This window comes from Pseudonocardia ammonioxydans (assembly GCF_900115005.1).
Taxonomy (GTDB): Bacteria; Actinomycetota; Actinomycetes; order Mycobacteriales; family Pseudonocardiaceae; genus Pseudonocardia; species Pseudonocardia ammonioxydans.
The window spans coordinates 49,710-62,816 of record NZ_FOUY01000020.1 but is presented as its reverse complement, the minus strand read 5'-3'; the positions used below and the strand labels follow the sequence as shown (position 1 = coordinate 62,816).

Below are 13,107 nucleotides of genomic sequence, written 5' to 3'. Positions count from 1 at the left end.
GCTGACGACCGACGACGGCCAGATCCTGCTGACCTGGTTCAACGGGAGTGCACACGCCGATCCGTGCTGGACCATGCCGGGAGGCGGGGTCAGTTCGACGAGTCCATCGGGGCCGCGGTCGTCCGGGAGGTGTGGGAGGAGACCGGCTACCGGGTGGAGGTGGGGCAGGTCCTGGCCGAGCACCACGTCACCGCTCCACGCACCGGTGATCGTCGTCCGTGGCGTTCCCAGCGCTTCGTCCTCGCGGCCACCATCACGGGCGGGGAGCTGGGTACCACCGAGGTGGGTGGCACGACCGACTTCGCACGGTGGGTACCGATCGCCGAGGTGCCCCGCCTCGAGCCCCGTGCCGACATCATCGACGTCGCCATGAGCCTCCTGCCGGGGCACCCGAGCTGACGGAGTGGCTCAGGGTGCCGGGGCTCCGAGGTCCTCGATGGCCGCAGCGACGTCGACCGGGCTGCGCAGCACGCCGTAGCCGACATAGCGGTCGGCGGCCTCCTGCAGCTCGGCGGTCAGCTCCGGCGACAACGGCTCGGCCGCCCGCTGGAGCCGACGGGGCGTGCCCGGAGGCCGGTGGCGTGACGTCACTCTTGACCGGAGCCGCGCTGGCGACAATCCTGAATTGAAGTAATTTCAGTTTAGTCGGTCAAGCAGCAGGAGGACTCGTGAGCTCTGCGCACGCCCCGGACGACGTCGACATCCTCGTGATCGGGGGTGGCATGGCAGGGCTCACGGCGGCTGTCCGGGCGCTCCAGCGCGGTCTGCGCGTCGTGCTGGTGGAGAAGGCCGCCGAGGTGGGGGGATCCGCGCGGTACGCAGGGTACCTCTGGACGGCGCCGAGCCGTGACGTGATGGACGAGGTGAACCCGCAGGGCGATCGTGACCTGCGCGCTGCCGTGGTCGAGGGGTTTCCCGCGGCACTGGAATTCGTCCGTGACCTGGGGGTGCCGTGCGGTCCCGGCGTCCCGGTGCTGAGGTACGGGATCGGTCACCAGTTCGATACCTCCGCGTTCATCGATGGGGCCCGATCGAGGATCGCCGCGGCGGGGGAGCTCCTGCTCGGGGCGCGGACGGAGCGGCTGTGCCCGGACGACGAGGGTCGCATCCGTGGTGCGGAGCTGGTGCTCGCCGACGGAACGCGCCGTACGGTCCGGGCGGGAGCGACGGTGCTGGCGACCGGCGGATTCCAGGCCGACCCCGGCCTGCGGGCGGCCCACGTCCACCGGTCCGCGGTGGACATCCCGCTGCGGTCGAACCCGCACAGCAACGGTGCCGGCCTCCGCCTCGCCGAGGCGGTCGGCGGGGTCGTCGCCAACAGCGGCGGTGGATTCTACGGGCACCTGGTGCCGACCGGCGTCACGCTCACGCCCGAGATCTTCGTCGAGCTGGCGCTCTACTACAGCGAGCACGCGGTGCTGTTCAACCTGCACGGCGAGCGATTCGTCGACGAGACGCTCGGTGACCACCTCACCACGATGGCACTCGTCGATCAGCCCGAGGCGCGCGGTCTGCTGGTCACCGACGCCAAGGGGTACCGCGAGCACGTGGTGGCGTCCTATGTCGAGGGCGGGCCGGCGAACGACAAGTTCGCGCTGGCAGGCCGGAGGGGGGCTCGTGCCGTGGTGGCCGACTCGGTCGAGGACTTCGCGAGCATGCCACCGGAGTGGGGATACGACGGCGAGCGTATCGCCGCGGAGCTCGCGCACACCCTGTCCGGCGCACCCACGCCCGGCCGGGCCCGGGACCCACGCCCGCTCGACGAGCCGCCCTACTACGTGTTGGAGGCGACGGCGGCGATCACGTTCCCGTTCGCCGGTGTCCGGGTCGACGGCCGGGGCCGGGTGCGGGGGAGTACAGGTGCTCCCGTCCCGGGGCTGTACGCCGCCGGCTCCGACATCGGTGGTCTCTACCGCAACGCTTACGCCGGTGGTCTCGCCCCGGCCGTCGTCCTCGGGTTGTCTGCGGTCGACGATGCGGTCGAACAGATTGAACTGAGATCAGTTTAGGCGTAACTTCCGTCGAGAGGATGTGTCGCGCCACTCGCATGCGCAAAGGAGCGCCGATGTCACAGTCATCTCCAGGGACCGCCGAACGGGCAGGACGCCGGGCCAGCACCGCAGCCGCGGTAGGAACTGCGATCGAGTACTACGACTTCGCGATCTACGGCTACCTGGCGGTCGTTCTCGCCCCGCTGTTCTTCCCCACCACGGACGGTTTGATCGGTCTGCTCGGCACGCTGGGTATCGCGGCGAGCGGGTTCGTCGCGCGCCCGCTGGGTGGCTTCTTCTTCGGCCGGCTCGGCGACCGTCGTGGTCGCCGGTCCGTGCTGATGGTGACCGTCGCCGTGATGGGGATCGCGACGGTGCTCACCGGACTGCTCCCGACCTACTCGGAGATCGGTGTGCTGGCCCCGATCCTGCTCACCGTCCTGCGGATCGCCCAGGGCTTCTCGGCAGGGGGAGAGATCGGCGGTGCCGCGTCGTTGGCGACCGAGTCCGCGCCTCAGCGCCGGCGTGGACTCTTCGGGTCGGCGACCTCGATCGGCATCACGCTGGGTATGGCCGGAGCAGCGGGTGTCGTGGGGACGATCAGCGCGCTCGCCACTCCCGAGCAGATGGCGGCCTGGGGCTGGCGGATCCCCTTCATCGTCGCCGGCCCGCTCCTGGTGCTCGCGGTCCTCTACCGGATGCGGGTCGAGGACTCGCCACTGTTCCAGGAGATGGTCGCGGAGAAGGCCCCGCCGAAGGCGCCGATCACCGAGGTGCTGCGCCACCACCCCCGCTCGGTCCTCCGGGTGGTGCTCATCGCCTACGCGACCATGACCACGGGCGGGTTGAGTTCGGTATATCTGCTCGTGCACCTCTCCGCGGTGCTCGGCTACTCGCTGACCTGGTCGCTCTGGCTGATCGTGCTGATCATGTTGTTGCCGATCGGTCTGATCCCGTGGGCCGGGGCCTTGAGCGACCGATTCGGCCGGCGGACGGTGCTGGCCGGTGGGCTCGTCAGCTTCCTCGTGCTCGCGGTGCCGTGCTTCTGGGTGATGCAGCAGGGCTCGCTCGTCCTGGCGACGATCGCCGCGCTCGTGCTGAACGTGCCCTTCGCCGTCTCCCAGGGCGTCGTCTACACCGTGTACACGGAGCAGTTCCCCACCCGCGTGCGGTACAGCGGGGTCTCGATCGGTTTCAACATCGGTGGGGTCATCGGCTCGGGCGCCGTCTCCGTGGTGGCGACCGGCCTGGTCTCGATGACCGGCAATACGCTGGCCCCCGGCTTCTACATGGTCTTCGCCGCGGTGGTCGGCCTGCTGACCGTCGGCTGGATGCGCGAGACCTCCCGGGACGAGCTGGCCGGCGACGCGCAACGGACCGACAGCTCGGCGTCGGCCGTGTGACGGGCACAGTGATCGAGCGCCGATCGGAACCACCTCTCGACAGAAGGAGTTCATGACGATGTCAGGCGAGGCGCGGGGGCGCCGTGTCGTGGTGACCGGTGCCGGGAGCGGCATCGGACGGTCCGTCGCCGCCCGGCTGCGGGAGGAGGGCGCGTCGGTGGTGGCCATGGACCTCGTCCCGGACCGCGACCACGCCGCCGCGGGTACGGATGACGGGCTCCTGCCGGTGGGCTGCGACGTTCGCGACGAATCGTCGGTGGCCGCAGCGTTCGCCACGGCCACCGACTTCCTGGGCGGCATGGACGGGCTGGTGACCTGTGCCGGAGTCACCGACGGCTCGCCGACGACCGAGATGACCCTGCAGTCCTGGGAGACCGTCCTCGGCGTGAACCTGACCGGGACCTTCCTCTGCATCCGTGCCGCGCTGCCGTCGCTCCTGGCCGGCGAGGCGCCCGCCGTCGTCACTGTCGGCTCGGTCGGGTCCCTGGTGGCGGCGGGTCGTTCCGCGGCCTACGACGCCTCCAAGGGCGGGGTGCTGGCACTGACCCGTGGCCTCGCCGCGGAGTACGCCGATCGTGGCCTCCGGGCCAACTGTGTCTGCCCCGGCCTGGTCGACACCGGGCTGGCCGGGAACAGCTCTGCGCGGGTCGGCCTCGATCCGGAGGCCCGGACCGGGGTGCCGGGACGGGTCGTACCGCCGATCCGGCGGGCGGCCGCCCCCACCGAGATCGCCGACGTCGTGACGTTCCTGTTGAGCGCGCGCGCATCATTCGTCACCGGGGCGGCGTACGCCGTCGACGGCGGCTACAGCGCGGTCTGATGCGTGCCTACCGCATGACGTCCTCCGGCGCGGCCGGGACGATGGCTCTCCCGGTGCCGGACCCGGCGGCCGGCGAGGTCCGGCTGGCCGTGCTGGCGGCCGGTCTCTGCCACTCCGACCTGCACGTCGTCGACCGGGGCGGACTGGGCTGGCAGCTCCCGTTCACCTTCGGCCACGAGATCTGCGGGCGGGTGGACGCGGTCGGCCCCGGTGTACGGGAGGAGCTGATCGGCACCCAGGTCGTCGTGCACGCTCCTGTCGGCTGCGGCCGATGTCCCCGCTGCGTGCGCGGCCGGACCAACTACTGCGATCACCGGGCCTCGCTCCCCGCCGCCGGTATCGGGCTCGGGGTCGACGGCGGGATGGCCGATACGGTGACGGTCGATGAGTCCCGGCTGGTACCCGCCGACGGCCTGGATCCCAGCACGGCGGCGGCCCTGACCGACGCCGGCCTGACCTCCTATCACGCCGTGACGAGTTGTGCCGACGCGCTCGTCGAGCCGGGCGCCGTCGCGGTGGTCATCGGGGTCGGTGGCCTCGGGCACATGGCGGTCGCCATCCTGCGCGCGTGCACCGACGCGCGGATCGTCGCCGTCGACACCCGGGCCGAGGCGCTCGAGTTGGCCCGGTCCTGCGGGGCGCACGCGGTCGCGGGGCCGGACGCGGCCGCCACCGTGGCCGAGCTGTCGCAGGGGCGGGGGGCCGACGTCGTGCTGGACTTCGTCGCGGCGCAGTCCACCCTGGACGTCGCGGTGCCGTTGCTGCGCACCGCGGGCGAGCTCGTGCTGGTGGGCGGTGCCGGCGGCATGATCCCGGTGGGCAAGCCGGGGCCGCTCCCGTCCGGAATGGTGCTGCGACTGCCGTTCTGGGGCTCGCGGGAGGAACTGGTCGCCACCGTGGACCTGGCCCGGTCCGGGGTGCTCACGGCACGCACGACCACGTTCCCGTTGTCCGAGGCGGAGCGGGCGTTCGCCGAGCTGCGCCGGGGGGCGATCGTCGGACGTGCCGTACTCGTCCCGGACTGAGCCGCTCAGCAAACCGCTCAGCGAGCAGACCAGCCACCGTCGACGAGCAGCTCCGTGCCGGTCGTGTAGGCGGCGTCCTCGCTGAGCAGGAAGGCGACCGCGGCTGCCACTTCGGCCGGCCGCCCCAAACGGCCCATCGGAGTGTTGGCGAGCATCGATCGATGCCGATCGGTACCCGCGAATCGCTCGTGGAGCTGGTCGGTGCCGATGAACCCCGGGACGACCGCATTGACCCGTACACCCGACGTGGCCCAGTGCAGCGCGGCGTTGAGGGTCAGTGAGCGGACGGCTCCCTTGGCGGCGGCGTAGGCGACGCTGTTGCCCAGGCCGCCCGTCGTGCCGAGGATCGAGCCGATGTTGACGACGGCGCCGCCGCCGTCCTCCAGGAGGGGCCCGCAGTACTTCATGCCGAGCCAGGTCCCGAGCTGGTCGATGGCGATGACGTCGTCCCACCGTGCCCGGGTCTCGTCGACGACGGTGCCCAGGCTGCCGACCCCGGCATTGTTGACCAGGCCGTCCAGCCGTCCGAGCCGCCCGACGAGCCCCGCCCAGTCCTGTTCGGACGACACATCGAGCACGGCGGTGCGCGTACGGCCACGGAGCGTCGCGGCGAGCTCGGCGCATCGGTCCTCGTCGACGTCGGTGAGGACGACCTCGGCACCCTCCTCGATGAGCCGGGATGCGATGGCGGTGCCGAGGCCGCCGGTCGCTCCGGTCAGCACGACGGTGTGGTCGAGCAGGCGTGCGGTCATGTCTTACTCCGTTCCCGGGTGGGTCGTGTGCCGACCCTGGCCGCGACTGTCTTGACATCCAACCTGAATTGATATTGGTTCAGATTATGCACATCGACGAGGCCCTGTCCACGACGCGAGCCGTCCGGCGGCGGCTCGACCCCAGTCGCGAGGTGCCTGTCGAGCTCGTCCGGGACTGCGTCGATCTCGCACTCCAAGCGCCTGCCGGTTCGGCGGTCACCCGGACGCGATTCGTCGTCGTCCGGGATCCGACGCTCCGGAAGGGGCTGGCGGACCTCTACTCCGACGTCTACCGCCACAGCTACCGCGACTCGCCGGGCTACATCGGGCGGGTGCCCACATCGGATCCGGCCGCGGCGCGCCGGCAGCAGCGGACCGCGCGGTCCGCGGACGCCCTCGATCGGGCGCTGCACGAGGTCGGCACACTCGTGGTCGGCTGTCTGGACGGGGTCCGCCTGGACGGGGTTCCGGCGATGACGAGCTCTTCGCTCCTCGGCGGGGTGCTGCCGGCGATCTGGAGCTTCATGCTGGCCGCACGTGCCCGCGGGCTGGGGACCTGTTGGACCACGATGCATCTCGCCCGTGAACGCGAGGCCGCCGAGCTGCTCGACATCCCCTACGACCGGGTGCAGCAGGTCTGTCTCACTCCGCTGGCATGGACCGTGGGCACGGATTTCCGCCGAGCGGGCAGGCCGTCGGTCGACGAGGTCGTGCACTGGGACGGCTGGGACGCGACGCGGGCGGGGCCGGAGCCGCTGAAGGGCGTGCTGCGCCCCTCGTGAGCGCGTGGGGCTTGACAGGATCAGCCCACTCTCGCAAGCTTAACTGAGTTCAATTCAATTTCTGGAGGACGCATGGCAGTCGAGGACGACATCCAGTTCGAGCGGGACGGTCACGTCGCCCGGATCTGGCTGAACCGCCCGCAGAAGCGGAACTGCATCACGGTCGCGATGCTGCATCGACTCGACGAGATCATCACCGAGATCGACGCGGATCCGGAGTTGCGGGTCACGGTCGTGCGCGGCCGGGGCAACACCTTCTCCTCCGGGTTCGACCTGGACAACCTGCAGTCCGACTACATCGGCACCAGCACGGCGATGGACGTCGCGGTGGTGTCGGCGAAGGTGTGCGACCGGCTGTACAACATGTCGACGCCGTCGGTCGCGGTGCTGGAGGGCTACGTCACCGCCGGTGGGTTCGAGGTCATGATCTCGTGTGACTTCGCCATCGCCGACGAGACCGCGCAGATCGGTGACTTCCACATCCGTCGTGCGCTGTTCGGCGGCGCCGGACCGATCTACCGCCTCCCGCGCATGCTCGGTATCCGCAAGACCAAGGAGCTGATGCTGACCGGGAAGCTGCTGAGCGGTGCTGAGGCCGACGCGTTCGATCTGGTCAATGCCAGCGCACCGGCCGACAAGCTGGACGCGACGGTCGAGGAGTTCATCGGCCACCTCACCGACAAGAGCCCGTTCCAGATGAAGCTGACCAAGATGGCGGTCGACCGGGGCCTCGACGCCGACATCGCCTCGCTGATGGTGCTCGAACACATGGCCGTCGGGGTCACGTTGAACTCCGACGACGCCGCCGAAGGGGTCGCCGCCTTCCTCGAGAAGCGCGAGCCCAAGTGGACGGGTCGCTGAGACCCGACCGCCTGACGCCGACGGTTCGGTGTGCCGCCCGAACCGTCGGCTCCACCCACGCGGCCCCGATCTCGTCGAGGAGAACAGACATGCCCAGGACCGACGTCCCCCCGGACGCTGATCCGCAGCTCGCCGCACGAGTGCGCGCCGAGCTGGGAGCGGACGCCTCGGGGCCTCTCACGGTGCTGGAGGGCGGCCGCTCGGGCCTGACCTACCGGATCGACGTCGACGGGCATCCGCTCGTGGTCAAGGCGGTGCCGCCGGGCCGCGAGCCGGTGGGGCGCAACGATGTCCTTCGGCAGTCGTACGTGTTGTCGACGCTGGCGGGCACCGGCGTTCCCGTCCCGGCCGTGGTGGCGAGCGATGCGGAGCCACCCGGGTGGTTCGCGATGGAGTTCGCGCCTGGTGAGGCCCTCGAGCCGGTCCTCGAGCCTGCTCCCGGACCCGACGGCGTGCTGTCCCGGACGCGGATGCTGGCGGCGGCCCGCGTGCTCGGTGCCCTGCACGCGGTCGCGCTCGACGTGGCCACCGACGGGATCGCCGCGGCCGGCGGGACGCCGCCGGAGGTGTCCGGTCCGGCCGACGAGCTGGAACAGTGGACCCGGACCATGGAGGCGGTGCCGGCCGACCTGCGGCCGGGCGCAGCGGAGCTTCTCGAATGTCTCGCCGCGACGGTTCCCGCGCCCGTGGAGCCCGTCCTCGTGCACGGCGACTTCCGCCTGGGCAACCTGCTCTGCGACGGTGCCCGGCCGACCGCACTGATCGACTGGGAGATCTGGGGGCTGGGTGATCCCCGGGTCGATCTGGGCTGGTTCGGCGTCTTCACCGACGGTGCCGTGTTTCCCGGGGTCGGGAGCGCCGTGTCCGGGTTGCCCGACGAGGACGAGCTCGCGCAGGTATACCGGGAGGCTCGTGGGACCGACGGTGGCACCGGGGAGGCCGTCCCGTGGTTCCGGGCGCTGGGGCGGCTGAAGATGGCGGCGATCATGGGGCACAACCTGCGCCGACACCGCGAGGGCAGGCACCACGACCCGGTGCAGGAGCAGCTGCCCCCGACGATCCTCGCCCTCATCCGGTCGGCGGGGTCGGTGCTCGACGGCGCGCCGGCGTGACGGCACACGCCCCGGCCGAGCTGTTCGACCTGACCGGGCGGACCGCGGTCGTCACCGGCGCGTCCTCCGGACTGGGCGTGCGTTTCGCCGGCGTCCTCGCCGCGGCGGGGGCGACGGTTGTCGTCGCGGCGCGCCGTGCCGCGAAGCTGACCGAGATCACCGCGGACGACGACCGGTTGCATCCGGTGGTGGCCGACGTCTCCGACGAGACCGACCGCGTGGCACTGATCGACGCGGCACGGGCAGCGGGCTCCGGCGCGATCGACGTCCTCGTGAACAACGCGGGTGTCGACAGCGGCGCGAAGCCCGCGGAGGAGACCCCGGCTGCATTCGGCCGGGTGCTGGACACCAACCTCGTCGCCCCGTTCCACCTGTCCCAGCTCGCCGCGCGGTACCCGGGTTCGGACGGGCTGTCCGTCGTCAACATCAGCTCGGTGCTCGGCCTGGTGTCCGCGGCGCCGCTCGGCGGTGCGAGCTACGCGTCGTCGAAGGCCGGACTGACCGGGCTCACGCGCGAGCTGGCCGGCCACTGGGGTGGGGCGGGGGTCCGGGTGAACGCACTCGCGCCGGGGTGGTTCCGGACGGAGATGAACGAGGGTCTGTTCGCCGACGAGCGTTCGGTCCGCTGGATCGAGAGGAACACCATGCTTCGACGGCCCGGGAATCCTGCCGAGCTCGACACCGCGCTGCTGTTCCTGGCTTCCCCGGCGAGCTCCTATGTCACCGGGCAGGTCCTGGCCGTGGACGGGGGGTGGACAGCCCGATGAGCACGACCACTGCGGTGGGTGCGGAGGAGCTCGCCGAGTTCGGCCGGACGGCGCGAGCCTGGCTCGCCGACCGGCTGCCTGCGCGCCGCGACGACGACCGGCGTCCGGTGTCGGTCTTCCATGACCTGCCCTTCGCCGACGAGCAGGCGCTCATCGCGCGTATCCAGGACTGGCTCCGAATCAAGTTCGACGCCGGTTACGGCGCCCTGACCTGGCCTGTCGAGGACGGTGGGGCCGGGCTGACCGGCCTGCACGAGGAGGTCTTCGCCGACGCCGAGCGGGAGTTCGAGGCCCCCGGCCAGCACGAACTCACCTCGGTGAGCACCGCGCTGATCGCGCCGACGGTGCAGAGGTTCGGCACACCGGAGCAGCGTGACCGGCTCGTGCGTCCGTTGCTGCGCGGGGACCAGCTCGCCTGCCAGCTGTTCTCCGAGCCCTCGGCCGGATCGGACCTCGCGGGTCTCTCGACCCGTGCGGTCCGTGACGGTGACACCTGGGTGGTCAACGGGCAGAAGGTGTGGAGCTCGGGGGCCCAGTTCGCCGGCTGGGGCGAGCTGATCTGCCGCACCGACCCCGACGCGCCGAAACACAAGGGGCTCACGGCGTTCCTGCTGCCGATGGACACCCCTGGCGTCGAGGTGCGGCCGTTGCGGCAGATGTCCGGCGGGACCTCGTTCTGCGAGGTCTTCCTCGACGACGTCCGCATCCCGGATGCGCTGCGCCTTGGCGAGGACGGCGCGGGTTGGGGCGTCACGCTCGCGACGCTCGGCTTCGAACGCGGCCACTCCGGCGCGAACGCCGATCTGGGTGGTGGGTTCGCCGACCTGCTGCGCGACGCCCGCAAGCTCGGGCGTACCGACGACCCGGAGGCCCGGCGGCTGCTCGGCGAGGTGTGGGTCGCCGAGAAGATCGCGGAGCTGTCCGCACAGCGTGACCGGGAGGCCCGGCTCGCCGGGAACGAGCCGGGTGCGCTCGGGTCGCTGCGCAAGCTCGTCTGGGCACAGCGGCTCGCCCTGGTCTCCGAGACGGCGGCGCGGATCCTGGGTCCCCGCCTCGTGGCCGATGCCGGAGACGGCACGTACCACTGGACCGAGCACGTGCTCGGCGCCCCCGGCTACCGGATCGCCGGCGGCTCGGACGAGGTCCAGCGCACGATCATTGCCGAGCGCCTGCTCGGCCTCCCCGTGGAACCGCGCGCCGACCGAGGCGTGCCCTGGAAGGACATCCCCCGATGAGTAGAACCGTGACCGAAGCCGTGGCGGCGACCCGCTCGGCCGACTCACCGATGGCCGGCCGTACCGCGCTGGTCACCGGCGGGTCGCGCGGGCTGGGCCGAGAGATCGCGATCGCGTTCGCCGCCGCCGGCGCCGATGTCGCCATCGTCTCCCGGAAGAAGGACGCGTGCGTCGAACTCGCCGCCGAGCTGGCCGCCGCTACCGGGCAGCGCGTCACCGGACACGGCGCGCACGTCGGCGAGTGGGGGCAGCTCGATGGGCTGCTCGACGAGGTGGAGGACGGGCTCGGGCCGGTCGACGTCGTGGTCAACAATGCCGGAATCGCCCCTGTCTATCCCAGCCTGGACGAGGTCGGCGAGGAGCTGTTCGACAAGGTCCTCGCGGTGAACCTCAAGGGGCCGTTCCGCATGATGGCGGTGGCCGGACGGCGGATGGCCGAGCGGGGCGGGGGAGTGATGCTGAACGTCTCGTCGATGGCGTCCGGCAGGCCGACCGCAGCGGACCTCCCGTACGCGGCCGCCAAATCGGCCCTCAACACGCTCACCGCGGGTTTCGCCCAGGAGTACGGCCCGACGGTGCGGGTCAACACCATCGTCGCCGGGCCGTTCCGGACCGACATCAGCAAGGCCTGGGACATGGACGCGGTCGACGAGATGGCGCAGAGCTGGCCGTCGCGCCGCGTCGGTGAGCCCGAGGAGATCGTGGGTGCCGCGCTGTACCTGTGCGGACCCACGGCCGGGTACACGACGGGCAGCCTGCTGGCCGTCGACGGTGGACGGCTGGCCGCGCCGTGACGTTCGTCGACGACTCGCTGCTCACCGAGACCCCGGAGGGGCCGGCCCTGCTCGGGAGCCGGTGCACGAACTGCTCGGCCCACACGTTCCCCCGCCAGGCCGGGTGCCCGCGCTGCACCGGCTCCGCGATGGAGGACGTTCCGCTCGCCCGTACCGGGAGGCTGTGGACGTGGACGGTGCAGGGGTTCCGTCCCAAGCCGCCCTACACCGGCACCGAGACCCACGAGCCCTACGGGGTCGGCTACGTCGAGCTCGCCGACCAGTTGCTGGTCGAGTCCAGGCTCACCGAGTCCGACCCCGACCGGCTGCGGATCGGACTGCCGATGGAACTCGTGATCCGCTCCTTCCGCGACGACGACGGTGGCGGCGGACCGACCCGCACCTTCGCGTTCGCACCGGTCACCGGAGCGGACCGATGACCGGCGTCGCGATCGTCGGGGCCGGGATGCACCGGTTCGGCCGCACCGAAGGTGTGTCCGGCCGTGCGCAGGCTGTGCACGCCGCACGCGCCGCGCTCGCCGACGCCGGCCTGACGTTCCAGGACATGCAGTTCGGCTTCGGCGGCTCGCACTCCGCGGGTGATGCCGACACGTTGGTCTCCGAGCTCGGCCTGACCGGGTTGCCGTTCATCAACGTCGCCAACGGGTGCGCCACCGGCGGCTCGGCGCTGATCTCCGCGCAGGCGGCGATCGCGTCGGGGGCGCACGACGTCGGCATCGTGATCGGTTTCGACAAGCACCCCCGCGGGGCGTTCGACACCGACCCCGCAGATCACGGGATCGGGTCCTGGTACGGCGAGACCGGGTTGATGGTCACCACACAGTTCTTCGGTATGAAGATCCAGCGCTACCTGCACGAGCACGACATCGACCCGGCCGTGCTCGCCACCATCGCGGAGAAGGCGTTCCGCAACGGCGCTCGCAACCCGATGGCCTGGCGGAGGACGGCGCTCGGTGCCGAGGAGATCGCCGCGGCACCGATGATCTCCCACCCGCTGACCCAGTACATGTACTGCTCGCCGGGGGAGGGGGCGGTCGCGCTGGTCCTGTGCCGCGACGACCTCGCCCGGACCTACACCGACCGCCCCGTGTTCCTGCGCGGCGCCGCGTTCCGCAGCCGACGCTACGGCTCGTTCGAGGTGTTCTCGCCCTGGGTGGCGCTCGATCGTGCCGCGTCACCGACCGTCGAGGCCTCCCGCGCGGTGTTCGAGGCCGCGGGCGTCGCACCGTCCGACGTCGATCTCGCGCAGGTGCAGGACACCGAGTCCGGTGCCGAACTCATGCACATGGCCGAGACCGGGCTGTGCTCCGACGGCGAGCAGGCGGACCTGATCCGGGCCGGGGCGACCGAGATCGACGGCCGGCTGCCGATCAACACCGACGGCGGCTGCCTGGCCAACGGGGAACCCATCGGCGCGTCCGGGCTGCGGCAGGTGCACGAGAACGTGCTGCAACTGCGCGGTGACGCCGGTGCGCGCCAGGTACCCGGCGCGCCGCAGGTCGGGTTCACCCACGTCTACGGAGCACCCGGCATTTCCGCCTGCACGGTGCTCACACGCTGAGGAG

Annotated in this window: 15 protein-coding genes; 13 read left to right on the top strand and 2 right to left on the bottom strand. The window is 71.4% G+C overall.

Features of this window, described 5'->3' with window-relative positions:
• The first annotated feature begins 63 nt into the window (after window positions 1-63).
• Window positions 64-399, top strand: coding sequence for an NUDIX hydrolase (locus BM093_RS19320; RefSeq protein ID WP_218162835.1), 336 nt, complete (start codon window positions 64-66; stop codon window positions 397-399).
• Between the two features lie 9 nt (window positions 400-408).
• Here the strand turns inward: BM093_RS19320 and BM093_RS35215 are convergent, their stop codons facing one another.
• Window positions 409-591, bottom strand: coding sequence for a hypothetical protein (locus BM093_RS35215; RefSeq protein ID WP_143105440.1), 183 nt, complete (start codon window positions 589-591; stop codon window positions 409-411).
• Window positions 592-668: 77 nt separating this feature from the next.
• On the opposite strand from BM093_RS35215, the gene BM093_RS19315 reads away from it, so the two are divergent.
• The 4 genes from BM093_RS19315 to BM093_RS19300 are packed head-to-tail and all read left to right on the top strand — an operon-like array spanning window position 669 to window position 5,239.
• On the top strand, window positions 669-2,009 hold the full coding sequence (locus tag BM093_RS19315) for an FAD-dependent oxidoreductase (protein WP_245773641.1): 1,341 nt from the start codon (window positions 669-671) through the stop codon (window positions 2,007-2,009).
• 56 nt (window positions 2,010-2,065) lie between these two features.
• Window positions 2,066-3,394: an MFS transporter gene (locus BM093_RS19310; RefSeq protein WP_093346117.1), complete on the top strand. Its 1,329-nt coding sequence runs from the start codon at window positions 2,066-2,068 to the stop codon at window positions 3,392-3,394.
• A 52-nt stretch (window positions 3,395-3,446) separates the two neighbouring features.
• A complete protein-coding gene (locus BM093_RS19305) occupies window positions 3,447-4,214 on the top strand; it encodes an SDR family NAD(P)-dependent oxidoreductase (protein WP_218162834.1) in 768 nt (255 codons plus the stop codon).
• A complete protein-coding gene (locus BM093_RS19300; protein ID WP_093346112.1) occupies window positions 4,214-5,239 on the top strand; it encodes an alcohol dehydrogenase catalytic domain-containing protein in 1,026 nt (341 codons plus the stop codon). Before BM093_RS19305 ends, BM093_RS19300 begins: the two co-directional genes overlap by 1 nt.
• A 17-nt stretch (window positions 5,240-5,256) precedes the next feature.
• Here BM093_RS19300 and BM093_RS19295 read toward each other — a convergent pair whose 3' ends face one another.
• Entirely contained in the window at window positions 5,257-5,991 is a 735-nt protein-coding gene (locus tag BM093_RS19295; protein ID WP_093346108.1) for an SDR family NAD(P)-dependent oxidoreductase, read from the bottom strand.
• An 86-nt stretch (window positions 5,992-6,077) separates the two neighbouring features.
• Here BM093_RS19295 and BM093_RS19290 point away from each other — a divergent pair, with 86 nt between their 5' ends.
• From BM093_RS19290 to BM093_RS19255, 8 genes are all read left to right on the top strand, one after another.
• The gene (locus tag BM093_RS19290) at window positions 6,078-6,773 is read left to right on the top strand and encodes a nitroreductase family protein (RefSeq protein WP_093346103.1); all 696 of its coding nucleotides are present in this window, start codon (window positions 6,078-6,080) and stop codon (window positions 6,771-6,773) included.
• A 72-nt stretch (window positions 6,774-6,845) separates the two neighbouring features.
• Window positions 6,846-7,634, top strand: a complete 789-nt coding sequence (locus BM093_RS19285) for an enoyl-CoA hydratase/isomerase family protein (RefSeq protein ID WP_093346098.1) — start codon at window positions 6,846-6,848, stop codon at window positions 7,632-7,634.
• Window positions 7,635-7,723: 89 nt separating this feature from the next.
• On the top strand, window positions 7,724-8,746 hold the full coding sequence (locus tag BM093_RS19280) for a phosphotransferase family protein (RefSeq protein ID WP_093346093.1): 1,023 nt from the start codon (window positions 7,724-7,726) through the stop codon (window positions 8,744-8,746).
• Window positions 8,743-9,513: an SDR family NAD(P)-dependent oxidoreductase gene (locus BM093_RS19275; RefSeq protein WP_177238580.1), complete on the top strand. Its 771-nt coding sequence runs from the start codon at window positions 8,743-8,745 to the stop codon at window positions 9,511-9,513. Before BM093_RS19280 ends, BM093_RS19275 begins: the two co-directional genes overlap by 4 nt.
• Window positions 9,510-10,748, top strand: coding sequence for an acyl-CoA dehydrogenase family protein (locus BM093_RS19270; RefSeq protein WP_093346473.1), 1,239 nt, complete (start codon window positions 9,510-9,512; stop codon window positions 10,746-10,748). The genes BM093_RS19275 and BM093_RS19270 overlap by 4 nt, the downstream gene beginning before the upstream one ends.
• Window positions 10,745-11,542, top strand: coding sequence for an SDR family NAD(P)-dependent oxidoreductase (locus BM093_RS19265; protein WP_093346089.1), 798 nt, complete (start codon window positions 10,745-10,747; stop codon window positions 11,540-11,542). The genes BM093_RS19270 and BM093_RS19265 overlap by 4 nt, the downstream gene beginning before the upstream one ends.
• Window positions 11,539-11,961 (top strand): Zn-ribbon domain-containing OB-fold protein, encoded by a 423-nt coding sequence (locus tag BM093_RS19260; RefSeq protein ID WP_093346084.1) that lies wholly within the window; start codon window positions 11,539-11,541, stop codon window positions 11,959-11,961. Before BM093_RS19265 ends, BM093_RS19260 begins: the two co-directional genes overlap by 4 nt.
• Window positions 11,958-13,103: a thiolase family protein gene (locus BM093_RS19255; RefSeq protein WP_093346081.1), complete on the top strand. Its 1,146-nt coding sequence runs from the start codon at window positions 11,958-11,960 to the stop codon at window positions 13,101-13,103. Before BM093_RS19260 ends, BM093_RS19255 begins: the two co-directional genes overlap by 4 nt.
• Window positions 13,104-13,107 lie beyond the last annotated feature (4 nt).

Coding starts and splice junctions, on each gene's coding strand:
- BM093_RS19265 (WP_093346089.1), top strand. CDS start 10,745: ATGAGTAGAACCGTGACCGAAGCCGTGGCGGCGACCCGCTCGGCCGAC.
- BM093_RS19300 (WP_093346112.1), top strand. CDS start 4,214: ATGCGTGCCTACCGCATGACGTCCTCCGGCGCGGCCGGGACGATGGCT.
- BM093_RS19295 (WP_093346108.1), bottom strand. CDS start 5,991: ATGACCGCACGCCTGCTCGACCACACCGTCGTGCTGACCGGAGCGACC.
- BM093_RS19310 (WP_093346117.1), top strand. CDS start 2,066: ATGTCACAGTCATCTCCAGGGACCGCCGAACGGGCAGGACGCCGGGCC.
- BM093_RS19255 (WP_093346081.1), top strand. CDS start 11,958: ATGACCGGCGTCGCGATCGTCGGGGCCGGGATGCACCGGTTCGGCCGC.
- BM093_RS19270 (WP_093346473.1), top strand. CDS start 9,510: ATGAGCACGACCACTGCGGTGGGTGCGGAGGAGCTCGCCGAGTTCGGC.
- BM093_RS19285 (WP_093346098.1), top strand. CDS start 6,846: ATGGCAGTCGAGGACGACATCCAGTTCGAGCGGGACGGTCACGTCGCC.
- BM093_RS19280 (WP_093346093.1), top strand. CDS start 7,724: ATGCCCAGGACCGACGTCCCCCCGGACGCTGATCCGCAGCTCGCCGCA.
- BM093_RS19290 (WP_093346103.1), top strand. CDS start 6,078: ATGCACATCGACGAGGCCCTGTCCACGACGCGAGCCGTCCGGCGGCGG.
- BM093_RS19305 (WP_218162834.1), top strand. CDS start 3,447: ATGACGATGTCAGGCGAGGCGCGGGGGCGCCGTGTCGTGGTGACCGGT.